Source organism: Granulosicoccus antarcticus IMCC3135, from assembly GCF_002215215.1.
GTDB classification, from domain to species: Bacteria; Pseudomonadota; Gammaproteobacteria; order Granulosicoccales; family Granulosicoccaceae; genus Granulosicoccus; species Granulosicoccus antarcticus.
The window spans coordinates 599024-624132 of sequence record NZ_CP018632.1 but is presented as its reverse complement, the minus strand read 5'-3'; the positions used below and the strand labels follow the sequence as shown (position 1 = coordinate 624132).

The window sequence follows — 25109 nt, the reverse complement described above, 5'->3', positions numbered from 1 at the left end:
TACAGCCGTATCCCTGTCAAAATAGGCTTTAGATAGACTTCGTATAGGCTCTTTTTCGCCACCTGTACTTCATTACCCCGAACCGGGGCGCGCGACATGGAATCGCAATCACTATGGCACGATCTACCGTCCAATCACGAATCCTGACCAGTTGGCGCGCTATTGAACTGTTCTCCGCGCAGAAGACGCCTCCGGCAAACCCGAACGACAAGACAAAACCTGTCTTTCGCGTGCTCGGATCGGAGCCTCTACCTTGGCAGGCAAGCCATGCGCTGCATCGACGCAAGCTTCGCCCCAAACAGACATGGCGACATACCGTATACGCCGGGCTCTTTACCTCAACTGCCGCCAATGAACTTCTGGACAGACATTTCGGTGAAAACCCTGACACCTTCGATCGACCAGGTGATTGTGCGTACTGTCTGTTCGCCTTTGAGGTAGACAAAAGTGGACGCCCCCTGCTCGATACATTTGCGCTATCAAGCCTTGCATGGGCACTCGGTCGAACGCTCAGCCCAGGACCCAGCTCCCCCGATTGGTTAACCGGATTCTTTGAGACTGAGAAAGCGGCAAGAGAGGATTTCGAACACCGTCATGCTCTACGCGATGAAAAGCAAGATTCATCGGCGAATCACGACGAGACCCTTGAGCCAGATTTGTTCGACAATCTTCCAACAGATCAGGATGAGCAGGAGCATGACGAACATGGCATCGACGATTTCGACACGCCAGAACAACCGCTTGATCACGATGACCTGATTGCCGAAATCCTTGGATTTATAGACAGCCTTGGCGTCGGCCCTCTCATTGATAGTCCGAAGTGCCGAGTCAGCAGCACCATTATCAGTGAAAAAAATGACGAGTCGAAGAATGAACCTGTCCTGTTGAACAGCTTCTTTGTCGACGATCTCGACCGAGTGGCTATCGATATCCAAGTGAACACGGCTGGAAAAGCACTCACCAACTACTTGACGGCACCAGAGGATCTAGACGAGGGCTTGCGAGTTGATGTCAACGACCCACCCGATACAACCTTCGAAACACTGTCACCCGCGTTTTTTCCTATTGCACGCTGGCCAAGCCCCAAGGGACATTCACTCGTCGCCAGCCAACAATTCGCCGTTAATAATATCGCACATTCCCTGGACGGTAGTTCAGGCATCGCAGCAGTCAATGGACCTCCGGGGACAGGTAAAACAACGTTGCTGCGGGATCTGATCGCAAACATTTATGTCACTCGCGCACAACGGCTGGCAGAGCTTGACTCACCAAAAGACGCATTCGAAGAGTCTACCGGCTGGAAGGCAGGAGACTACCAACGTACGGTGTGGCATTGGAAAGAAGCCTTTCATGGCTATGAGATCGTCATCGCATCGAGCAACAACGGCGCTGTCGCGAACGTGACCATGGAAATCCCGGGAGTAAACGCAATCGATACTACCTCCCTTGACGGTATGGACCATTTTCAGGATCTGGCCTCGCATATTTTGGGCGACGATAAAGAGGCTTGGGGACTGATGGCTGCGAAGCTAGGAAACCGTACCAATCGAAACGAGTTTCGCAGTCGCTTCTGGTTTGACAGAGATGCAGATGAGGCCGAACAGCCGAAGTTACCCGGTATGAAATCATTGCTTGACGCATTCAGTCAGGAGACTGTGGATTGGCACGCTGCGGTGGATGAATTCAACATAGCCGTTGAACTGTCTGAACACCTGCAGGAAGAGCGACAGCACATTTGTGAACAGGGTATTCGCATACGTACACTTTCCAAAAAAATCGCTATTCATCGATCACGTCATGACGAACTCCAGACTCGCTTGTCCCACTCGGAAGATGCCTTGGCACAGGCAATACACGAAGTGACACTGGCTCGTAACATGCTTGAGGCATCCAGAAATGAACGCCTCGATCACCGCCGTTTCAGGCCGGGACTGGTTGAGATAATCTTCACCCTGGGAAAAACCTTTCGCAAGTGGCGTGCGAAAGATGAGCAGCTGGAGATAGTGACCGAAGCTGACGAAAGCAATCTGAGCTCAGCGATTGGAAGTCAATCGGTATTGGCCACGATGCTCTCCGATCAACAGTTCAACTACAGAGCGGCACACGATCACCTGACAGAGCTAACAGACAAGCACTCTCGTCTGTCTGCAAATCAATCAAGGACAGGCAAAAACCTCGGTATCGACATTCCAGATCCGGAATCCGAAGACTGGAGCAACGATACAAAACGCGAGCTATCATCTCCTTGGGTGGACGAAACCTGGAACGAGGCACGCTCACAAGTCTTCGTCGCAGCTCTCGCACTGCACCGCGCTTTTATTCGTGCAAATGCCGTTCGGATGCGACAGAGCCTGCACGCCGCCATGGACGTATTGGCTGGATCGGTGCCCGACGACGCACCTGCCGACACTGTGGCAGACGCATGGCGCGCCTTGTTTTTTGTGGTTCCTGTCATCTCAACCACCTTTGCCTCATTCGCCCGTCTGTTCCCGCAAATGGGTCGCGAGTCGCTAGGCTGGCTACTGGTTGACGAGGCAGGACAAGCACTACCTCAGCAAGCTGTTGGAGCCCTCTGGCGAGCACGTCGCGCGGTGGTTGTTGGCGACCCTCTGCAGCTCGAACCCATTGTTTCAATTTCCCTGAAGGCCCAGGAGGCGCTGAGACAGTACCATGATGTTGATCAAGCCTGGACACCTGGAACCATGTCGGTGCAGCGCCTTGCTGATCGTGCCTCGCCCTATGGGACTTATATCAATAGTGGTGATGAACCAGTTTGGGTTGGCTCACCCCTACGGGTCCATCGCCGCTGCGCTGCACCCATGTTCGACATCTGCAACTCCATTGCTTACGATGGCCTGATGGTGAATGGTTTGATCAACAAGGACTCATCGCAACCAGTAGTGGCAGACTGGCCAGTTAGCTGCTGGATCGACATCCGTAGCGCAATCTCTGACGGTCACTGGGTTGAGGCCGAAGGAGAGGCGATGATGGAGCTACTCGAACAACTCATGTCACTCAACGTTGATGCTTCTCAAATATTCCTGATCTCTCCTTTTCGGACGGTGTCAGATCAACTGCGCGCTCGAACAAAACGGTTCGAGGGTATCAATGCAGGCACAGTACACACGACTCAGGGAAAAGAGGCGAACATTGTGGTGCTGGTGCTTGGCAGCGATCCCTCAAGCGCAGGAGCAAGGCAATGGGCTTCCAGCAAACCCAATCTTCTGAACGTCGCGGTGAGTCGTGCAAAACGTCGCTTGTACGTGATTGGTGATTTATCGAAATGGCGTCAATGCAATTACTTTTCGACGTGTGCAGATCGGCTTGAAAGGCATGCAAAGTCGGAGACGCTTGAAATGGTTGAACGACCCTTTGTGGAAATTTAGTCTTGATCAGATGCACCTTACTCAAAGCGCTCTGGAGATCGTCAATCTTCACACCAAACACCGCAACAAAGTATCGCGAACTTCACCGAGCCCCATTGACCCGTAGCTCCAAAACACCAACACTATACTGGCAAAGTAACCCATAGCAGAATAGCCTGCCGCATCATGGCCGCTACAAATACTGTTACATGGCGTGGCAATCGCCTCCCAGAGGACGACCCACCACACTCAAGACAGTAGCCGCACGCATGAAACTGCTCTCACTATCCAAGTATTGCCTGGCTACCGCCAGCCTGTTGCTGCTGACGATACTCCTTACAGTCATCGCGATTGGGTACAACCAGCGCGCACTGACTAACAGTCAGGAACTGCGCTACCAGTCCTACCTGGCAGCGGACGAAAGGCATCAGAGCGCCGACGATTCACACGCTCAGGAGGCGTTGATCGTGCGGCCGATTGATGGTCCCCACAGTCTGCCGGAGCAACGTATCGATGAGACAGTGCAGCGACGGCAGACGTGGATCAATCGCCTGCTTGCCTCTCTGATGGCACTGACTGGCATCGGCTTTGCCATGGCGATAGTCTGTTTTCTCGGATTCCGCTCCCGCCTTCTCCAGCCCCTTGCTCAGATCAGCCACGCCTTGCAAAGCGTGGCTGCGACCGTGGATGCAGATCCCCAACCACTTTCGATGGATCGCTCTGACGAGATAGGTGAAGTGGCAAGACACTACGACGGCATGCTACAGAGATTCAATAACGTGCTGGATGAAACACATCGCGAGACAGAGACTGCTCTGCGTGTGCAAAAGGCACTGGATAGCAGCGCCTCAAGCATTCTGGTTGCAGACGAGAACGACCACGTCGTCTACATGAATGCTTTTGGTCGGAAGACCATGGACGTCATCGAGCCGTATATCCGAAAAAGCTATCCGGACTTCTCAAAAGATGAAATGCATCGGTGGTGCTGGTACGATCTGCACCCGATGCCCGAACGCCGAGCGGCATTGAAAGATCTGAGCTCGCGCCATGAGGAAATCATAGAATTTGAAGGGCATTCTTTTCGACTGCACGTCAACCCCGTACTGAATGCCAGAGGCCAGTACCTTGGTGTCATTGCCGAATGTCAAAATGTCACACAAAAAATCGAGGCTGAGCGCGAACGCGAGATGCAGACTGAACGACAGCTTGCTCAGCACGTCAACACACAGGTCAATCAGCTGCTGGAAATCGTGAACTCTGCCGTCAAGGGCGACTTGACCTGTCAGGTTACCGTCAAAGGTGAGGATGCTGTTGGCCGTGTCGGTGAAGGAATTGAGGCACTGCTGCAGGAGTTCAGGGGCAATCTGACGCATATTCGCAGCAGCAGTTTCGCGCTATCGACATCGTCGACTACGCTGAGTGAGGCCAGTGTCGAAATCAGCAAGATGACGCTCGAAGGCTCCACTGACATCGTGTCCATGCACGAATCGTCCAACGCCATGAAGGGCGACGTGTCATCGGTCGCGACGGCGATGGAGGCAATGTCGGCAGCCATTCGTCATATCGCCCAGAATGCGGGTGAGGCCGCCTTGGTTGCCAATCAGGCGGTGGAGTTGGCGCAGAGTACGGATACCACCGTACGTGAGCTATCCGAATCCTCTACCAGTATTGGTAGCGTACTCAAAGTCATCACCTCCATCGCCGAGCAAACCAATCTGCTGGCATTGAATGCCACGATAGAGGCGGCCAGAGCGGGAGATGCGGGCAAGGGATTCGCGGTGGTTGCGAACGAAGTGAAGGAACTGGCCAAGGAGACCGCCAGGGCAACCGAACAGATTGCCGGCATCATCGACACTATCCAGACGAACAGTGGCAATGCCGTGGTGGCCATCACATCCATTGGCAATACGATCAACAAGATTAACGATATTCAGAACGATATCGCCCAAGCCGTCGATGAGCAGACCGCAAACACCTTGGACATGTCCCGTAACGTGCAGAATGCCGTTGTGAACAGCGACAATATCAGCCGCTATTCACAAAATACCTTGAGTGACATCGCCATGGTCAAGCTGGGTACTGACAGACTGACAGCCGTTTCTGACGAGATATCGCAAATGGCTGATCAACTGCGATGCCGCATCGAACGTTACAAGCTCGAGGCTTGAATGACTCCCGTCGCGGTATATCTGCCACAGACATATTGCTGCCAGCCTCCCTCTCAAAAACTAGCCTGACAATGTACGTATCACACATTTAACCTAGGAGTCTGCGCGGTGGAGCGTTTTGAGTGAGCGCTTGGGCGAGCGGAGACACCCGCGCTCATCTGCCCCGGTTAGAATGCAACTCGAATCGAAAAAAGGCTGTAAATGTCGGGTATAACGCTACTTGAGCGGCTCGCAGGCGCTGATTATTTCGTTGAATTAGGGCTCACAGATACGCCATTCGCCTCAAATTCAATGCTGCGCACACCAGCTTCCACTCACAACTCACCTTGTCTAGCCCACGCAGACTGAACTGACGGAAGCCGAGCACTGACTTGATCCAGCCATAGGGCGGTTCAACGATATGTTTGCGTTGTCGATACAATTGTTGAGCCACTGGGGTTTGCAGCTTCTCAGCCATTTGTGCAGTGTGAGGATACTTCACGGTGTTAACACTGAGGTTGCCGCGACCTTCACGCCCCAGTGCCATGGTCACATTCGTTGCCAGCTCTGATAGCTGTTCCAACACCGCTTCACTTCGATAACCTGCATCAGCCAGCGTCTGCTCTGGCAAGTCTTGCAGATTGCCTTTCACAGCATCAAGCATTATGGGCAGTTCTGCACTGTCCGCTGCATTCTGTGTCAGCTCGGCAGCGACAATAATCTGGTTTTCAGCATCCACAGCTGTCTGGCCATTGTAGCTTTGATCGAATCCACCATTGCTGTGTTTCATGATGCGACTATCAGGATCGGTGAAGTTTTCCTGAGCCTTGTCTTCGGGGGTGCCAAATTTTCGCTTGTATTTTGGCCCACGTTTGGCCGAACCATCCGGATTGCGCGGTTGTTGATCGTCATCCTCACTTCGCCCTTTCTCTCGATCCGCTTCTCGTTGGCGAGCTTCCAGTCGCTCTTTGGCAGCAGTAATCGTGGCAAGACGCTTCTCACGCCGTTTTATCTCGTCAGGAATATTCAGATCCGGTTCATGCTTCTCGGCAGCATCAGTGGCTTTAGCTTTCTCCAGCAATGATTTGATTTGTTCTTTCAGGTCTGACTCAGCCTTGAGCATATGCCCATAGCTCATCGCCTTATGACGACTAGCATTCGCTTTAGGTTTGGTGCCGTCCACCGCCACCGTGCCCAGCTTGATCAGACCGCACTCATTAGCCAGCCTAACCACCTGCACAAACAATTCGGCGAGCTCTTCCAAATGAAGGGCCCTGAAATCACAGAGCGTACGGTGAGCTGGAAAATTGTTCGCCGCCAGAACTCTGAACGCAACATCCTCATGTAGCTTACGCGCCAGCTTGCGCGATGAGAATACGCCAGTGGAATAGCCATACAGCAGTACCTTGACCATCATGGCCGGATGAAACGGCTGGTTACGCGGACCGCCTTTCTCGTAACGAGCGTGAAAGGCTGACAGATCCAGCACATCCACCGTATCGCTAATAAAGTAGGCAAGATGTCCTTCCGGCAGCCATTCTTGCAGGGACGGTGGCAGAAGTAAGTCCTGCTCAGCGACGTATGTTCGGTAACTGATAGTCATACATGACATTATCGTTCAAAATGTTCTGCAAGTGGCTTCTGCCGCGCAGACTCCTAGGGCCTGTCATCAATTAAGCCATTCAATGGCGGCAACCAAGTGAATCGCTCCCAGAAAATTGCATGCTCGCTTGTCGTAGCGCGTCGCAATCGCACGGTACTGCTTGATTTTAGCGAAGAAATTTTCGATCAGATGTCGAGCTTTGTACAAATCACGGTCATGTTCGATCTTTACAAGGCGAGACTTCTTACTGGGAATAACGGCCTCAGTGTTCGCCTCTCGCAATCGCTTACGCACGCGTTCCTCGACATCATAAGCTCGATCGGCCAGCAGCGCACCGGCCGTGAGTCCTGGTAGCAGTGCGTCAGCGCCCTCTAGATCCGATGCTTGTCCGGGTGTGAGCTTGAAGCTGATCGGATTTGCCAATGCATCGCACAGTGCATGAATTTTGGTACTTATTCCCCTTCGCGACAACCCGAGGCACTCTATTTTTTTTCGCTCCCAGCCGCCCCAGCGCTGTGCTGATGTGCTCTTACAATCGTACTGTCAAGCATCACGTATTCATTGTCTACGTCTTCGCTTAATACCTTGAAAACAAGCTCCCATATCCCTTTTTTCGACCACCGACAATGGCGAGTATGGATGACACGAAAGTCACCAAAACGAGCTGGCAGATCCCGCCAGGGAATACCGGCACGGTAGCGATAAAGTACGGCATCGACAAATAGTCGGTTGTCCTTGGCAGTGACACCGACCGTGTCAGCACGACCAGGTAACAACGGGCCAAGTTGCTGCCATTGTCTGTCGGAAAGCCCGTATCGTCCAACCATGGTTTGGAGCCCCATCGACGCCTGTTCTCTGTAGGCGTCAACTATAACGGGTCGACAAGTCAAAATATCTATCTTTTAATTGATGACAGGCCCTAGAAGATCATATGTCCAAGCAGATGCATGGACTTGATACTCGTCGCCCAGACCGGGCCGAAAGAAAGTCTGATCGGCCAAAGCTTCGGCTAATTCAGGGCGGCATGCCCGCAAAGAAGACGAAGTGGGATTTGAGATGATGTCTGCTTAAAGAAATCATCTTTCATGGTTTAACCACGTCCAGTCACCACAACCTCATAGCCCTCCTCTTCTGGCTCGTCATCGGTCAGCTCCGCAGGGAAGCCATGGCCGAGTACCTGCACACCAGCAGATTCTTCAAGACGACGGATAATGTTGGAAGACCACTCACGCGGACCAAAACGTTCCTGACCATCGCGGAATATATCCATCAGCAAGGGAGATATTTCCAACGGAACTTCCAGGTTTTTGGCCAAGGTATCGAACAAGCCAACATCCTTGAGCACCAGATCCATGGTGAAGCTGATGTTACGGCTTCCATTGAGAATCACCTGAGACTCAGTCTCGTGCACAAAGGAATTACCGGAGGAGATCTTGATCGCCTCATAGGTCGTATTCATATCCAAACCGGCCTTCTTGCACACGGTCAGTGCCTCAGCCACAGCACACAAATTGGCTGTCGCCAGATAATTGGTCATCACCTTGAGCACAGAGGCCGTACCCAGCGCACCGGTATGCAGTACACGGCGACCCAGTGTCGTCAGTATCGGTAGTACCTGTTCGAACGACTCTCGATCCCCACCAACGAAAATGGATATATTCCCCGTCGCAGCGCGGTGGCAACCCCCTGATACCGGCGCCTCCAGCGCCCTGGCACCCGTGGCAAGCACCCGATCAGCGATACGTCGCAGTTCACCATCATCAGTGGTGCTCATTTCCAGCCAGATCTTGCCTTCAGACAGACCTGCGATCACGCCATCATCGCTTTCCATCACGACGCTGCAGGCTGCAGGTGATGGCAGACAGGTAATGATCATATCGGCAGCTTCAGCCAGTTCCCTGGGAGAGTCAGCCCAATGAGCCCCCTGATCGAGAAAGGCCTGCGCCGTCTTCGGATCAAGGTCACGGACAGTGACATCGTGCCCATTACGCAACAGGCTACCCGCCAGCTTGCCACCGACGTTTCCCAGACCAATGAATCCGACTTTCATGTGTTGTGCTCTCTCTTTGCAGTTTGCAGACAATTTGACTTGCTGCGCATAGCCTTACGTGGTGAACATTAGAGAACCACTCGCCCTTGCACAGGCTATATCGACTCTCACCTTACTGGCCGAGGGCATGGACAACAACTCACAAGAATTTTGTCATTGGTAACTATTATTTTGTACACACCTGCGAAGGACTAGCCTCGCTCTGGATATGCAGCCAATTGAGAAAAGTCGCCACTCTCGCATCCTGTGCCAGCTTGCGATGACAGACCGCTCCCCACGCCCCGCCCCCGGCAATCACTTGCCCTGTCGGGTTGACCAGACGGCCGGATAACAAATCCTCATCGGCAAAGGGGCCATTAACCAACGCCACCCCTTCTGCGCGCGCTGCCATCTCCAGCGCAACGATCAGCGTATCGACCACGATGCAGTTGCGGCTCGGACAAGGGCCAAGCCCCAAAGCCTGGAAATAGCTGTCCCAGTTCCAACCTTCGGTATAGACCCCGATCAATGGCAGCGTTTTCAAGGTCTCATCCGGCAGCGGCAGTGTGCACCCCTCAAGCATCTGTGGACTGCACACCGGGAACAGACGTGATTCGAATAACGGCTGCCAGTGCAAGTGCTCAGCCAGAGGGCCATCGCGGAACACAATACCGACATCGGCATTGGCTTCATCGAATTCCCAACCGATGCTACAGGTCATCAACTTGAGCTTCACATCCGGATGCGCACTCTGAAAATCCGCTAGCCTGGGCGCCAACCAACGAATCGAGGTGGTCACGTAGACCTGCACAGTCAGTGGCTGGGACTGCTGCATCTGCCGCAGTGCTTTTGCACCTTGTGCCAGACCCGTCAGCGCCTCACGGACAACCGGATAGAAACGCTGGCCAGCGTCGGTCAATATGATATGGCGACCCTCGCGGGCGAACAGCTTGACACCCAGATTCTGTTCGAGGCGCTGGATCTGATTGACGATGGCAGGATGCGTCAGGTGAAGCTCGGTGGCTGCAGCACGCAGACTGAGCAATCGCGCTGCGGCCTCAAATCCTTTCAGAGAACTCAAAGGCGGAAGTTCTTGTAGCGGCAAAGGAGTCGGCATGGGCAATGCTCATGAGAGGCTGCTACATCACGGGGAACTTGAGCAGCAATCGGATCAAGACTGATAGACACGAAGGCCTGCCAGTGGCAGACCCTCGAACAAGTAGGCCCGATGATATCAATACCGATTGCTGCCTGCTTTCGCATCTGGTGAGCGAATTCGCAAGGACTTCCATGTGCATCATTGAGCGCTCTGACAGATTGTTCATTTTTTGAACAAATTCTCAATAGCACTACCTGACCCTCGCTCTGACAATCTATACGCGGTTCATCCACATGGTTATCCACAGGTATTGTGGATAAGGGTGGGTCAAGAGTGCTGGCTGTTGATCACGGGCATACTTCAATTTCCGATCGACCCATTAGCTATTTCAAAAAGCCGACAGAGGCAACTTGTAAGAACTCCTTACAGGTTCAACCTGAAAGTAACAGCAGCTTAGCAATAACCAATCCTTGGAAAAACGGGTTGTTCATTAGAACTGACCTATAATCTTTCACACCAGAATCCCAAGGACGTCCTCCCACAATGCCCAAAAAAGTGGATGGATTCACCCCACTCCCAGCTGAACCCGGCCTCTACGATCAGCTGATCGATCAGCAACTGCATGACCAACTAGCTGAACTTGCCCAGTCACGCCTAGCACCGGATATCAAACAGGTTGACCCCGCTGAACTACCCGATCGAGTCGGTGAACTGGTCGGAAAATGGATCTCACGCGCCTTGGCCTCAGTCACACCCGATGATAGAACCGCAGCGGCCATCACCCTCTCGCAAGCCGTTATCAATGCTCTCACTCATGCCGAACCAGACTCAGATTCTTCAATCAGTTCTTTGACAGACCCTGTGAGTCGACTTCTCGCTGTCAACCACCTATCCCCAACCAACACGCCCATCCCTATTCGTCAGCCGCTAACCCCATTGAGGGATACCGTACTGATGACCAATGCGCGTGATCAACCCGCCGTCGGTAGAGAGATAGAAGCCGAGATAGAATCAGCTGACAGAATAGATCTGGTCCTGGCCTTTATTCGTTGGACCGGCATTCGTCAACTGCTACCTAGCCTGAAACGCCACGCAGAAGCCGGTAGAAAGATACGCATCATCACCACCACCTACACCGGCAGCACCGAACTCAAAGCTCTGGAAGTCCTGGCCGAGCTAGGTGCCCAGATCAAGGTCAGCTACGACACCTCCACCACTCGCCTGCACGCCAAGGCCTGGCTATTCCAACGTAAAACCGGTTTCTCCACCGTCTACATAGGCTCATCCAATCTCACCTTCTCCGCCATGACCCCGGGCCTTGAATGGAATGTGCGCGCCTCGCAACGACTCAACCCAGAGCTGATCACCGCCTTCGAGCGTACCTTTGCAACCTACTGGGCAGACGCACATTTCGAAAAATTTGATCGCGAACAATTCATACAAGCCACCACCCACGAATCAGACGATTCAATCATCACGCCCTTTGAAATCCAGCCCTACCCCTTCCAACGCCAGATTCTGGAGCGCTTGCAAGTAGAACGCGCCAAGGGCTTCCCAAACAACCTGATTGCCGCGGCTACCGGCACAGGCAAGACGATCATGGCAGCGTTCGACTACCGCCAACTGAAATCAGAACTCCCCAGAGCGCGATTATTATTCATTGCGCATCGAAGTCAGATTCTCGAGCAAAGCCGAACCACTTTCCGACACGTACTTCGCAACGGCTCCTTCGGCGAACTCTGGGTTGACGGACAACAGCCCAACCAATGGGAACACGTATTCGCCTCCATTCAATCCATTACCGCCAACGATGCCACCGCGCTTGATCCCACACAATTTGATGTTGTCATCATCGATGAATTTCATCATGCAGCGGCAAGTAGTTACGAGACCCTGCTCAATCACCTGCGTCCCAAGCACCTGCTGGGCCTGACAGCCACGCCAGAGCGCACAGACGGACTCGATATCCTAAAGTGGTTTGGCGGTAAGCTCAGCATCGAGCTGCGCTTGTGGGATGCGCTAGAGCAAGGCCTACTCTCACCCTTCCACTACTTCGGTATTCATGATGCCACCGACCTGTCAAAGATCACCTGGCGCCGGGGTGGTGGTTACGACATCAAGGAACTGACAAATCTGTACACCGGTGATGACCTTCGCGCCTCCAAGGTGATACAAGCCGTCATCGAAAAAATCGGTGAACCCAAGCGTATGCGAGCACTGGGGTTTTGCGTCAGCATCGAGCACGCAAAGTTCATGGCCAGTCGATTTGAACGTGCCGGTATCGCAGCCTTGGCCATCACTTCCCATAATAGTTCGATCGAGCGAGGCAACGCGCTCGATGAGCTTCGTGAAGGCAAACTGAATATTTTATTCACCGTAGATCTATTCAACGAAGGCGTGGATATTCCTACCGTGGATGTCGTCTTGATGCTACGCCCCACAGAGAGCGCAACCATATTCCTGCAGCAACTAGGACGAGGCCTTCGCCGAGCTGAAGGCAAGGATGTACTGACGGTGCTGGATTTCGTGGGCCACCACCGCAAAGAGTTTCGGTTCGATCTGCGCTATCGCGCCATGCTGGGCATAAGCCGCCGCCAACTTGAAACAGACATCAAACAAGGCTTCCCGTATCTACCCGCTGGTTGCCTGCTTGAGCTCGACCAGGTATCCAAAGGGGTGGTACTGAAAAACATCAAGGAATCCCTGCCCACAGACTGGCGTCAACGCATCCAGGAACTTCGCAGCATCGGCGACACCACCCTTGCCAACTATCTGCACGAGACAGGTCTGGAGCTGGATGATATCTACCGAGGCAATCACACCTGGACAGAGCTACGCCGTGAGGCGGATATAGACCAGACAGTCCCTCTGGACGGTGAAGCTCTGATAGGTCGCGGTATCGCCCGCTTGCTGCATCTGGATGATCAGAAGCGCATCAGTGCCTATCAGAACTTGCTCAACTCTTCCCAAGCACCCCAGACTTCCAAGCTGAATGAACGAACCCGCCGTCAACTCGAAGGCCTGTTACTGACCGTGCTCAGCCCCAAGAAAAATCAATATCGCGACCTCGACCACGCATCTACTGAATTCTGGCGTCATGGGGGTTTACGAAATGAGCTGATAGCCGTACTCGATTTGCTCCAATCCCAGATCACCCACATGCATCACCCACTCGGACTACTGCACCCGGTCCCTCTGCAAGTACACGCAAGTTACACCCGTGAAGAGATCCTGGCAGCCTTCGGGGCATCCACAGTCGCCAAACCCATGCCCCTGCAAAGTGGAGTCTATTGGCACGCCCCCACCCAGACTGATCTACTCTTCATCACCCTGCAAAAAACCGAGAAGGACTATTCCCCAACCACCCGCTATCTGGACTATGCCATCAGTGAGCATCTGTTCCACTGGGAGTCTCAGGCCAAGGATGCAACTGACAGCGCACGAGGCCAGAACTACTTGCATCATGAAAAGCGCAACCGCTCAATCGCCCTGTTTATCCGATCAGCCAAAAAGCAGCCCAACGGTCGAACCATGCCGTATTTTTGCGCAGGCACCGCCAGCTATGTAGAGCACCAATCTGAGCGGCCTATCCAGATCACCTGGAAGCTTCAATACCCGTTACCGGGGGATGTGTTTTCTGATTATCGGGCGGCGGTGGCATAAGGGTATTTACAGCAGGCTCACGCTCACCGGTAAAGCTGTCGGCAAGTGAATGCACCCCACTGAGCCCGCAGATTGATGGCAACTACTGACACTCTCAGTACATGCAACTTAATTCCAGTTATTCTTGTCAGGCTTTCTCGCCCAGAGGCGCGCCTAACAGAGTCAGGCCATCATGGCCGATACATTCATAGCTGAAGCTATCCATCGAATAACAAATTCCCAGTGTCCAATCTAGTCAAAAAAACATATGCATTCCCGGCAATCGCCGCCGCCATTGCCACTGTGAGCCTGCTACACAGTTGCGTCTGGCACTCCTCCCCCCATGAGCAGGCAGCAGCACGCGCAGAATTACGCGACAGACTGCACGATCAAATGTCCAACCAGAAAACCATCAGTAACCGCCAATCCTGGGACATCATCTCCAGCGCTGCTCAAACATCGAACAACACGATACAACTGTTCTATCGTCAGATAGCCATTGACAAGAATCACCGCGCATCCGGGAGTGATCAGAACAAATCTGATTACTGGAATCGAGAACACATCTGGCCGCAGTCCTATGGGCTGCGTGGAACACCTGCGGCCCGAGATCTGCACAACCTGGTGCCTGCCGACAGAACCGTCAACACATCCCGCGGCAACAAGGTTTTCGATTGGGCTGTTGAGCCACACAAGGAATGCCTGCAATGCAAGGTATCCAGAACCTCGTGGGAGCCACCTGATGCCGTAAAAGGTGATATTGCCCGCACCGCGTTCTATATGGACGTGCGCTACGACGGTGGAGACGGCACACCGGATCTTAGCCTCTCCGACGCCCCGCACAAGGATCAGGCTATCTTCGGACATTTGAACACTCTGCTCCAGTGGCACTGCATTGATCCGGTATCTGACGAGGAGCGGCAGCATAACGATGTAGTGGCCCAGGCCCAGGGCAACCGCAATCTCTTCGTAGACAAGCCTCAACTAGCAGAACTGCTTTACGCATTCGATTGCTCACAAGGCAGGTATGCATCCAAATAGATAGAAGCCTTAAAGCACATAAACTGCCGCCTCAGTTAGAAGGCGGCAGCTCGTTGAACAAGCAACTGTTATTTAGAAATTGCGCACATCATCTTGTACCTCTGTCAGAACACCCTGCCACAACGACCAGGGCTGCTGAAACGTTTCAATGACAACGCCATCTTGCAACAGGCTTATCTCTGCCGTTTGCTCATCACCACTGTCAGCACGCAATCTCAAAGCGCTGCCGTCTTCAGCCGTCATTTCCAGAGCACCATCCGTGAAAGTCCAGGCGGGATGTTGAGCGAAACCCGTGTAGTACTCGAATGGGCCATCCAGCGTGTATGTTGTTGAGAGTGGCTCAGTTGTCGCCACATCAACAGCCTGACCTTCTGTCAAAGGCGAATTCAATTGGAAACTGCCACTGAGCTCGGCGGTGAAAACATTGTCATCTTGCTCCAACCACGTGTATTGCGTATCGGTATTAGCACCACTGACTTCTACAACAAGCGTTGCGTCCTGAAACGAATAATCAACCTCGCTATTTGCCCAATGTTCTATGCGAATAATATCGGAACCATCATCCCAGTCTACGAGCCCACCGAACTCACCCGATATCTCTACAGTCTCTCCAGTGGAATACAGTGAATTATAGTCGGCGCTGACCAAATCTCGATTTTCACCGGTATTCGAATTACCGTAGTTGGCATACAGAGTGCCGTCATGCACAAGTGAACCTTCGAGGCAATCGTGCCAGGTATATGTTGCGGCCGAACTTTCAAACTCTCCCGAGGTGCTAAAGAGCTCCATAGTTCCACCGTTATTGCAGGTAAACTGAAGAAGAAACGCATCTTCGTGTCCATTCTGCATCTCTTCTGTCACTTCTAGATGTACTGGTGAGCGCTCAAGCATGAAGTCTTCAGGTTTTCTCGGCAATGTATCGCCATAAACATTGCCGGTATAGACCGAAAATACCTCACTGAGAATTTCGATATGATTGTCTCGATTGATCGTAGCCGATACGGGAGTATCAACAACCGGTGAATCGCCTGATACCACAATATTGGTGAACCGGGCACCCGTGGTGTGATTGATGACAAGATAGTTTCCTGGATCTACATCACAATAGGTGCCACCATTGCATAATGATTTGCTTCCATTGGCAGTTTGCACCTGATACCAACCATCATCCGGCCAACTGATGGTGTTTTGCGAAACAACAATACCGTCATTACTTGCGGTGCCTGACACTTGCACATCGGTATAGCGAACACCTGTCGTATGATTGATAACCAGATAACTGCCCGCAGGTACCGTGCAGGAGCTTCCACCGCCACACAGTGTCGTTGCCCCATCCGAACTTTGCACCTGATACCAGCCATCATCCGGCCAGCTGATCTCATTACCATTGACCGTCGGCTCTGCCTGAGCCATCGAGCTTGCCATTGCGAAGGTTGTCAACGCAAGGGCCGACAGTTGCTTGCATCCAGTCCTTTTCTGTCTATTTGATTTCACACCTTTCTCGCTCGTCATGAATTCGAAGGTAGATCGAGAATTGCGGTCTACATGGTTATCAGGCCACATTGGAATCACACTCCTGTATGAGTCATATAAATCAGGGAGTAACTTAACAGAAGCATTGGCTCTGACATTCAATACGAGTCGGTAATATCACCCATATGATAAGAATGAAACCTGAGAACTTGCCAGGCGTGAATGCCGACTGAGATACCTTCTACGAATGATTGCCTGCCACTTCGTCGAAAATCTGATACTGGCAAAACCAGATCGAATACCAACGGAATAATTAAAATGACAACCACCCAGGTACTTTCCGCATCTGCGAGCGACAAGGACACTATCGCTACGCTTATGACACCCTATCTGCTTGAACTGGAGCAGCCGGCTGAGTACCCCTACCTTGCGCACTACTGGCAGGAAACTGAGCATCGCTTTCCTTACCTGATCAAGACCAGTGGTTCGGTAGCCGGATTCGTGTTGGTACGAAAAACTCAGTGTTTCGAGATAGCCGAGTTTTACATCATCCCAGAGCAACGCAGAAAAGCAATCGGCCGAGAAGCCGTTGCGCAAGCGCTCAAACGGCATCCTGGCAACTGGCTTGTTTCAATTGATTCCAATAACCTAACTGGACAGGCGTTCTGGATGAAAACGCTTAGCCACTATTTGAAAGGATCGCCAGATGCAATTCCCATCGACAACAGGCTGACACTTACATTCAGTCATTGAAGATGTCGATCGAGATGATCGGTAAACGCCTCGCTGGCATCGGTTGCGACGGAAATAGTCGTCAGACGTGCATGGGGGCGAACCGCTACTCGATAAGCCTTCAATCAACCAAGCTCATCACGCAACCACGACAACAGAGCCTCAATCGCCTCTTCCTTGTCAGAACGATTGCCCCGGTACACCGATAACTCGTCGGCACGATGGACGCTCTCATTACACAGACGAACCAGCTTGCCTTCGGCTATCAGTCCTTCGACACTGCGTCCCCAACCCAGTGCCACACCTTGCCCGGCAACGGCGGCCTGCAATACCACCGGAAAGTTGTCGAAGACTAGTGTTCTGGTCGCCTTGTGCGGTCCCGCTCCCAAGGCGTCGAACCAGGCTTCCCAATCCATCCAGACTTGCGGGATGACCCGATGGGCAAGTAATGTGAATTCATTCAAATCGCTAATCGACAATGGCAGCGTGCGTCCATCAACGATACCGGGGGATGCCACCGGAAAGATCTCGTCGGCCGCCGTGAAAGCCAGTTGAGCGGCCCCGGCAGCACGACCTGTTGTCTGCAACGCGATATCAAATGGCTCCGTAGCCTCGGTCAGTGTCGCACTGGCACTGATCACCCGTAGTTCCAGCGAGGGGTGACGCTCATGAAAACGCGACAGTCTTGGCATCAGCCAATAGAAGGCTTCGCACAGCTGACAGTGCAGTACCAGCTCGTTTGACTGTGTCGCCCCACGCAACCGAGCGGCCTCAAACGCGATGTCACCCAGTGCGGCGCTGACCACTCGTCCGAAGCGGCGTCCCTGCTCAGTCAGAAAGACGCCACGGTTACGCCGTTCGAATAACGGTACGCCCAGATAGTCCTCCAGAGCCGCTATCTGCTTACTCACCGCCGTTTGCGTCAGATACAGCTCATCGGCGGCGCCTGTGAAGCTCTCCAGACGAGCCGCTGCCTCAAACGCGCGCAGTCGTCCCAATGGCGGTAGTGCACTGAGCTTATCCATGCCTGTGACTCATGCATTGTAGAAATTAATTCATTATACGCAGTGTGAAAATTCTGTTTCCATGCCTTTCCAGAATGAATTCCTGACACACACTGCCATGCAAATCACACCTCGCCGTCTTGGTCTGACCTACTGCCTGGGCTATGTCTTTCTGGAAGCGTTTCAAGCCGTCTATCTTGGCTCGCTGTTCCAGCAGGTGGATTCCTTTCGTCTCGGTGCCTGGGTGTTCGGCCTGTCATTTCTAGGCTGTGCGTTGCTGGCAGGCGTGCTGTACCCGAACGAACTCAAGACGGCCCTGCGTTCGCGTTCGATTGTTGTGTCACTGAATATAATGGTAGCGCTCACCTGGTGCTGCTATTTCCTGGCAGTACAACTTATCGAGCCTGCCATTGTATTCACGATATTCTCGGGCATGGTGCCGCTTGGCACAGCCTTCGCACAACGCAAAGCTATCGCGACATCACCGATGAAAAACCAACGAGGCGAAGTCATCGGCCTGGCATTGATACTCCTTGCAATCCTGTTTCTGGCTCTCATCACACTGAGTGGTCACTCCGGATTCGTACGCGGTGGATGGGCAACTGCGCTGGCAGGCGTGGTGCTCGCTGTCATATCGGGTACAGCGACAGCCTATGTCATTTTGCTCTCGGTCAAATGGCACGAGCAAGGCGCCAGTCCTGTCATACAGTTCGGCATGCGATTCATGCTCTACGTGCCCATCGCCCTCATGGCTGTTCAACTGGGCATCGATGCCAAACCTGAAGCGTCCATCCCGATGGCATTTCCGGCCCTGGTCCTGATTGGCATGGTAGTCATCGCACTACCGCTTTTTCTGATGCAGAAGGCAATCTCTCTGGTCAGCGCCAGCTTCATTGCTGCACTAACAGCACTGGGCCCGGCCATGGTATTTGTACTGCAGTTACTCGATGGGCGTATCGCCTATGCTCCTGCCACACTGGCAGGATTGGCGATCTACATCGTGGGCGCTCTGCTTGCTGTTAGTGGTATCGATTCGGATGTAGGCAGTGTCGTCCCGGATGCACAAGTCGCATAACGACGATCTGATTCTCATGGAACAACTCTTCCGACATTAAGTCTTCCTCTTCACAAACCGATAGCCCATTGACAGGAATACGTTTCTAACCAGACAATCCAAACACCGCCCCCATAGAGGCATACGGATGGCCAAACTAATACCGTCGTTAAGCTCTTGCCTGCGACGTATGACAGCGGGTGAAAAACGCGTGGCTCGCATTTTGGAATCCCACCTGGAAGACGATTACCTTTGTTGGTACGAGCCAAGAGTCGGCACAGGTCAGCGCTCGCGATACACCGACTTCATTGTCCTACACCCATCTCGCGGGCTTCTCCTGCTAGAGGTCAAGGACTGGAAATTATCCAGTCTCCACAGTGTGGATCCACAATTTTTCAAGCTCCTGACAGACAACGGTTTGAAAAGCGTGCAGCACCCATTGGACCAGGCCCGACAATGCACCTACAGCCTGATTAATAATCTGGTTCGTGATCCGGCACTGACAGAACAAGAAGGAGACTACAAAGGAAAACTGGTTTGCCCCTATGCTTTCGGGGTGGTATTGACAGGCATCACGCGCAAGGAATTCGACAGCTCCGATCTTGGCAGGGTATTGCCAGAACATCTTGTTATCTGCCGTGACGAAATGACAGAAAAAACTGATCCTGAAGCGTTTCAAAAGTGTTTGTGGGACATGTTCCCGAGACAGTTTCCCAAACCCTTGAGCTTGCCTCAGATTGACCGGGTACGATGGCATCTGTTCCCCGAGATTCGCATCAATCCTCCGGAACAGCTGATCATAGATAGCAGTAAAGGTCTGACTCAAGACCCACATGGCAATAGTGCTTCGAATAGTGCTTCGAATAGTGCTTCGAATAGTGCTTCGAATAGTGCTTCGAATAGTGCTTCGAATGTCGTCGAGGAGACTTCCTCGCATTTTAAGACCAGAGCAATAGAACCCAACGAATTATTCCCTGACATCATTAAGGTCATGGACTTGGAACAGGAGACTCTAGCCCGAAGCCTTGGTGATGGCCACCGTGTTATTCACGGTGTCGCAGGCTCTGGCAAGACGCTCATACTGGGTTACCGCTGCGTGCATTTGGCCAACACCTATGTCAAACCCGTTTTGGTCCTGTGCTTCAACGTGACACTGGCGGCAAAGCTTCGCGAAATCATCCAGATCAACGATCTGAGCGATCGTGTGCAGGTCCGACATTTTCATGATTGGTGTGGAGAGCAACTGCGCACATACCATATAGACAAACCCGTGGCTGGCAACAATTACGTCAAGGAGCTGGTACAAACGGTTATCGACGCAACTGAATCGGGCAGAATCCCCAGAGCCCAATATGGAGCCGTCATGATTGATGAAGGTCATGACTTTGAACCTGACTGGCTGCAACTCGTCGTCAGCATGATAGACCCGGACACCAATTCTCTATTACTTCTCTACGATGATGCGCAGTCCATCTACACCAAGCGCTCACTGGGATTTAGCTTATCCAGCGTGGGCGTGCAGGCTGTTGGACGAACGAAAATACTGCGCATCAACTACCGCAATACTGACGAAATACTGAACTACGCCTATCAGTTTGCCAAACAATGGCTATCCGGGGAAGAGCTCAATGATGATCAGATCACCACGGTCACTCCTGAGAGCGCAGGTCGTCATGGACCCAATCCGGTGTTCAAATTATGCCCGGGCTTTGATGCGGAGGTCCGGCTAATCATCAAGTGCATCACGGAACAGCATAGTAAAGGCATGCTATGGTCAGACATCTGTGTCGCCTACCGAGCCACTTGGATGGGCAAGCAACTGAATGAAGCCATGATGGCTGCAGGCTTGCCTGTGCATTGGCTACGCTCAACAGCCGAGAAAACCAAACTGTCCTCCTCAGAGCCATCCATCAAACTGATGACCATGCACAGCAGCAAAGGCCTTGAATATCCGCTGGTCATCGTCTCGGGTATCGGCTCCATGCCAGACAAGCGCACAGATGCCGCAACGGAAGCTAAACTACTGTACGTCGCCATGACCCGTGCCACTGAAAAGCTGTTACTGACAGCCCATCAAGCTTCCGAGTTTGCAGACAAGTTGGCGGCTTGAGAGTCGTTCATTTGCGCATGCACACCGAAGGCTTAAAGACAGAACCATGGCCTAGCAGGAAAGCATTCCGCCATGTCGAGTCGCATCTTCATCTTCAGCACCCGTGTATTCAGCCATTGGGGCGTTTAAATCATGAAACAATTACGTCGTCAACAAAAAGACATCGACAAGACCCGCGGTCGACTATTTGACTGGGCCACGCGCTCAAACGTGGGCGCCTACGGCATTGAGCGCACAATTGCTGCGCTGGCAGCCGAAGTGGCGAGGTGCTCCGGGCATTCAAGCCCTGATGTGACAGCGGCACTCGCCCGTGAACCCTTCGTAGAGCTCACACGTATCCTGGCATTATTGATCTGGCTGACTGGAGATGACAGCGCGAAGCGCTCCGAGACTCCGCTTGCACGATATTCCAGGGAACGTGCCAGACGTGAGTCGTCTACTGGCAGACGCTGGCTGCAGCAATTGTCCGAGTCGCGCTTTGAACTGCGCAAGGTTATTGACGTGACACCCGATACCTCACTGCGGCTGGGAGCACCACCGGGGGCAGGTGCGCCAGTCACTGTTCATGAACCACGCCTTGCCAACCCCAGATTGCTTGGGCTCGTCCTGTTCGGCCGTGTATTACCGATGCCGGCCGGCTCAGTGCTGGCCGACGGCATGCTGATGCTCGAGCCTCATATCGTTGCCAGGTTACCCCCAAGCCCCCGGATCAGCGACGTGTTCAGCGTCTGGGCCACCGAAGCACTTGTTGCCGAAGGCTACCTCTCGGTCAAACCGCAGCATCCGCCTGCTCAATCACCCGGCGCCCGACCATCGTTCGGCAATACGGACGACACCCCATCAAATCGATCTGCCGGCCCCTCGCAGGCGCCCTCTCATCAAGAACCGCAGGATGCCGAGGCCCGTGAGAAGTTACTCGCACGCGTGCGCAAACTCTTCGCCATGGCGCAGGCAACCGAAGCCTCGCCGCACGAGGCAGAAATCGCCTTGCGACGCTGCCAGTCCCTGATGACAAAATTTGGCATTACCGAGAAGGATCTGGAAACGAGCGAGTTCGGCCGCCAGACTGCGTACACAGGCAAGCGCGTACCGATGCACATTCAGTTCCTGTCGATGGCGGTGGCGAATCTTCATGGTGTGATCTTCGTCACCGGAGGCGGCGCTCCAGCTCACTTCCGCGGTTACGATATCGACGTCCGAGTTGCCCGTCTGACGCTGGATTACCTGAGCGATGCCGTCGAACGCGCACTCACTGCTCGTCGGCGTAGCGGCGACTTTCCGCCCGGACGCGTGGCCTCCTACGACTACCGGCTCGCGTTTGCCGACGAGGTCAGCGATCGTGTCGACCTAATCGTCAGAGAGCGCGAAGCACAGGAACGCGCGAACTCGCCCACCGGCACTGCGCTCACCATCCGGAAACTGGAAATCGTTGAGCGCGAGTGCGGTCAGGATCTGTATACCAATACCGTACGCGCTCGCGGCGCGATCGACCATGCGGCCGCAGGTGCCGGACGCGAAGACGGCTCACGCGTATCGCTCGACCCGCAGGTCGGGCGTGGTGGTACAAAGCCACTGCTTGGCAGTGATTGATGTCCTGCCATATAACTCAAGGGCTCGTGAACGATAAACCTTTATGTTGTTGAAAGCATTGGCTCGACTATGAGCGAGCAATTAGATGAACTGACTGAAGGCACAAAGGCTGGCGCTGGCTGTGGGCATCGTGTTCTTCCTCGGCCTGGCCAGTGCCACACAGAACACTCGCCCGGGCATACATAGCTGTATAGAAAGAGGCATGGATAGCACTGAGCCCTCTTGGGATGAGCCATTCTTTACCGACACGGTTGACAAGACAATTCTCCTGCACGAGCTTCCTACCAAGGACAAGAATGGACGGCTACTCGCCATGCTCGCTCAAATCGTGCCCATCGAAGAACTCCCACGCCATATCTCCGAACTGTCACCGCGTGACGGGATGACGCCCTTCATCCTTTGGAGATACGATTCATTCTGCCAGCCCCACTACTTATTGCTTTCTTAGCATAGGCCTACCATGCCGACTTTCATAGAAAGTTAGCTTATTGTCAGCAGTTCCCGGCGAGTTGACAAACCTCGCCAGATCAACGTTGTAGCGGACCTTGACTACTAGCTTTTCGTAATCTGCCGACTACGCTTTTCACATCTGTTTGTTGATGATGTTGAGTTGTAGCCCATGGCAGCCCCGTTTGCTCGTTTCCGCCCGGACGTTTCAATGCCCGGTTTGTTGACCACTGTTCGCACCGCCTTTGACAAAGTCAATGATAAGCGCAGGCAGGCCAGTGTCCAGTATTCGATGTCCGATTCGCTGATGGCTGGACTGGCGATCTTTTCACTCAAGTACCCCTCCTTATTGATGTTCGATCAGCATGCCCGTTCCAGCGAGCCTGTCTCGAACCACAATCTGCGCACCTTGTTCGGGTTGAGCCAAGTCCCTTGTGATTCTCAGATGCGCGCGATTCTCGATCCGGTCAATCCGAGCGAGTTGCGAGGCGCCTTTCGTGCCATTCACAGTGGCCTGCAGCGCAGCAACTCGCTCAAGGACTTCCAGTTGTTCAACGGCAAACTGTTGCTCTCGATAGACGGCACAGGCACTTTCTCATCCACTCGCATCAGCTGCAAGCACTGTTGCGTGAAAAAGCCCAAACGCAACCAGAAGTCTGATGAAGGATCAGAGTTCTACCATCAGATGCTCGGTGCCGTGATCGTTCATCCCGAACGCAGCACGGTGCTGCCACTGGATTTCGAGCCTATCACTCATGCCGATGGCTCGAACAAGAATGACTGCGAACGCAATGCGGGTAAGCGCCTGATTGCCAGTCTTGCCGCTCAGTACCCCAAGCGTGGTTTCATTGTGATCGAAGACGCACTGGCTGCTAACGGGCCGCACTTAAAGACATTGATCGAACACCGGATGGACTTTATCATCGTTGCCAAACCCGGCTCTAACGCCGCACTTTTCGAGACGCTGGATCAGCGCATGAAGCAAGGGGAGTTGCAGGCGTGGGAAACAGTGGATGAGAAGACGGGCCTACTTCGTGGTTATCGCATCTGCGAGCAAGTTCCCTTGAACAACACTCACGCTGAGCTGCTGGTCAATTGTCTGGAGTACTACGAGATTGATCGACAGGGCAAGGAGCATAACTGGCAGTGGATCAGCAGCCTGCAGATCACCCCTGAGAACGCCGAGCAGATCATGCGCGCCGGACGCGCGCGATGGAAGATCGAGAATGAGACATTCAACGCAGCCAAGAACCAGGGCTATCACATGGGGCATTCCTACGGCCACGGAAAGCAGTACCTCTCCAGTGTGCTCGGTGGATTGATGTTCCTGGCTTTTCTGATCGATCAGGTCCAGGAGAGCTTCTGCCGGGTTTTCGGCGAAATCCGCATACATCACAAATCACGCCGGAACCTGTGGGAACGCCTGCGCGCCGCCTTTACCACCGTCAAAGCCTCCGAATGGGAGGGGTTCATGCGTTTTTGGCATAAGCCAGGCGACTTTGCCTTCGAGATACCTTCTGATCGGCCAACATAGGTCGGCTCATCTTACTGCCCACACTCCACACACCAACTTTAGGCCTACCGCACGTTCCTCCACATCTGATCACTCATGCCAATTCGCGGTAGGCCCATCGGTGCCTGCAATAAATTGGTAACCAGTTTTACATTACAATACAACTACGGTACTTGTTCGCTGGGAATTGCTGGCTTATTGTCTAGTGCACCTCCCTCCCCCGAAGTGACGCCGCATTGCAGCCAATTTCCTATCACACG

16 protein-coding genes are annotated in these 25109 nt (G+C 53.2%); 10 read left to right on the top strand and 6 right to left on the bottom strand.

The window, feature by feature from the left end; translation table 11 throughout:
- Window positions 1–113 precede the first annotated feature (113 nt).
- Both IMCC3135_RS02725 and IMCC3135_RS02720 read left to right on the top strand, forming a co-directional pair.
- Window positions 114–3386 (top strand): DEAD/DEAH box helicase, encoded by a 3273-nt coding sequence (locus IMCC3135_RS02725; protein ID WP_088916187.1) that lies wholly within the window; start codon window positions 114–116, stop codon window positions 3384–3386.
- A 248-nt stretch (window positions 3387–3634) separates the two neighbouring features.
- Window positions 3635–5533 carry a methyl-accepting chemotaxis protein gene (locus IMCC3135_RS02720; RefSeq protein WP_205737877.1) on the top strand — a complete coding sequence of 633 codons (1899 nt, stop codon included), beginning with the start codon at window positions 3635–3637 and terminating at the stop codon, window positions 5531–5533.
- 262 nt (window positions 5534–5795) lie between these two features.
- Here the strand turns inward: IMCC3135_RS02720 and IMCC3135_RS02715 are convergent, their stop codons facing one another.
- From IMCC3135_RS02715 to IMCC3135_RS02700, 4 genes are all read right to left on the bottom strand, one after another.
- Window positions 5796–7115 carry an IS1182 family transposase gene (locus IMCC3135_RS02715; protein WP_088916186.1) on the bottom strand — a complete coding sequence of 440 codons (1320 nt, stop codon included), beginning with the start codon at window positions 7113–7115 and terminating at the stop codon, window positions 5796–5798.
- Window positions 7116–7181: 66 nt separating this feature from the next.
- A protein-coding gene (locus tag IMCC3135_RS02710) for an IS5 family transposase (protein WP_418251415.1) occupies window positions 7182–7942 on the bottom strand; the annotation gives its coding sequence in 2 pieces (ribosomal slippage) (window positions 7182–7615 and window positions 7615–7942; 762 coding nt in all).
- 263 nt (window positions 7943–8205) lie between these two features.
- A complete protein-coding gene (locus tag IMCC3135_RS02705; protein WP_335589289.1) occupies window positions 8206–9198 on the bottom strand; it encodes an NAD(P)-dependent oxidoreductase in 993 nt (330 codons plus the stop codon).
- Window positions 9199–9331: 133 nt separating this feature from the next.
- Window positions 9332–10261, bottom strand: a complete 930-nt coding sequence (locus IMCC3135_RS02700; RefSeq protein ID WP_088916184.1) for a LysR substrate-binding domain-containing protein — start codon at window positions 10259–10261, stop codon at window positions 9332–9334.
- 525 nt (window positions 10262–10786) lie between these two features.
- Here IMCC3135_RS02700 and IMCC3135_RS02690 point away from each other — a divergent pair.
- Both IMCC3135_RS02690 and IMCC3135_RS02685 read left to right on the top strand, forming a co-directional pair.
- The gene (locus tag IMCC3135_RS02690; protein WP_088916182.1) at window positions 10787–13906 is read left to right on the top strand and encodes a DUF3427 domain-containing protein; all 3120 of its coding nucleotides are present in this window, start codon (window positions 10787–10789) and stop codon (window positions 13904–13906) included.
- 222 nt (window positions 13907–14128) lie between these two features.
- Window positions 14129–14926, top strand: coding sequence for an endonuclease I family protein (locus IMCC3135_RS02685; RefSeq protein WP_088916181.1), 798 nt, complete (start codon window positions 14129–14131; stop codon window positions 14924–14926).
- A gap of 72 nt (window positions 14927–14998) precedes the next feature.
- Here the strand turns inward: IMCC3135_RS02685 and IMCC3135_RS02680 are convergent, their stop codons facing one another.
- A complete protein-coding gene (locus IMCC3135_RS02680) occupies window positions 14999–16351 on the bottom strand; it encodes a hypothetical protein (protein WP_088916180.1) in 1353 nt (450 codons plus the stop codon).
- A 366-nt stretch (window positions 16352–16717) separates the two neighbouring features.
- Between IMCC3135_RS02680 and IMCC3135_RS02675 the strand changes: the two genes are divergently transcribed.
- Window positions 16718–17152 carry a GNAT family N-acetyltransferase gene (locus IMCC3135_RS02675; RefSeq protein ID WP_157735727.1) on the top strand — a complete coding sequence of 145 codons (435 nt, stop codon included), beginning with the start codon at window positions 16718–16720 and terminating at the stop codon, window positions 17150–17152.
- A gap of 104 nt (window positions 17153–17256) precedes the next feature.
- Here the strand turns inward: IMCC3135_RS02675 and IMCC3135_RS02670 are convergent, their stop codons facing one another.
- Window positions 17257–18156 (bottom strand): LysR family transcriptional regulator, encoded by a 900-nt coding sequence (locus IMCC3135_RS02670; protein ID WP_088916178.1) that lies wholly within the window; start codon window positions 18154–18156, stop codon window positions 17257–17259.
- A 97-nt stretch (window positions 18157–18253) separates the two neighbouring features.
- On the opposite strand from IMCC3135_RS02670, the gene IMCC3135_RS02665 reads away from it, so the two are divergent.
- From IMCC3135_RS02665 to IMCC3135_RS02645, 5 genes are all read left to right on the top strand, one after another.
- On the top strand, window positions 18254–19210 hold the full coding sequence (locus IMCC3135_RS02665; protein ID WP_157735726.1) for a hypothetical protein: 957 nt from the start codon (window positions 18254–18256) through the stop codon (window positions 19208–19210).
- 127 nt (window positions 19211–19337) lie between these two features.
- A complete protein-coding gene (locus IMCC3135_RS02660; protein WP_088916176.1) occupies window positions 19338–21299 on the top strand; it encodes a 3'-5' exonuclease in 1962 nt (653 codons plus the stop codon).
- Between the two features lie 132 nt (window positions 21300–21431).
- Window positions 21432–22889, top strand: coding sequence for a DUF2786 domain-containing protein (locus IMCC3135_RS02655; RefSeq protein ID WP_088916175.1), 1458 nt, complete (start codon window positions 21432–21434; stop codon window positions 22887–22889).
- Window positions 22890–23019: 130 nt separating this feature from the next.
- Window positions 23020–23337, top strand: coding sequence for a hypothetical protein (locus tag IMCC3135_RS02650; RefSeq protein WP_157735725.1), 318 nt, complete (start codon window positions 23020–23022; stop codon window positions 23335–23337).
- 171 nt (window positions 23338–23508) lie between these two features.
- A complete protein-coding gene (locus IMCC3135_RS02645) occupies window positions 23509–24870 on the top strand; it encodes a transposase (protein ID WP_088916173.1) in 1362 nt (453 codons plus the stop codon).
- The last annotated feature ends 239 nt before the right edge of the window (window positions 24871–25109 follow it).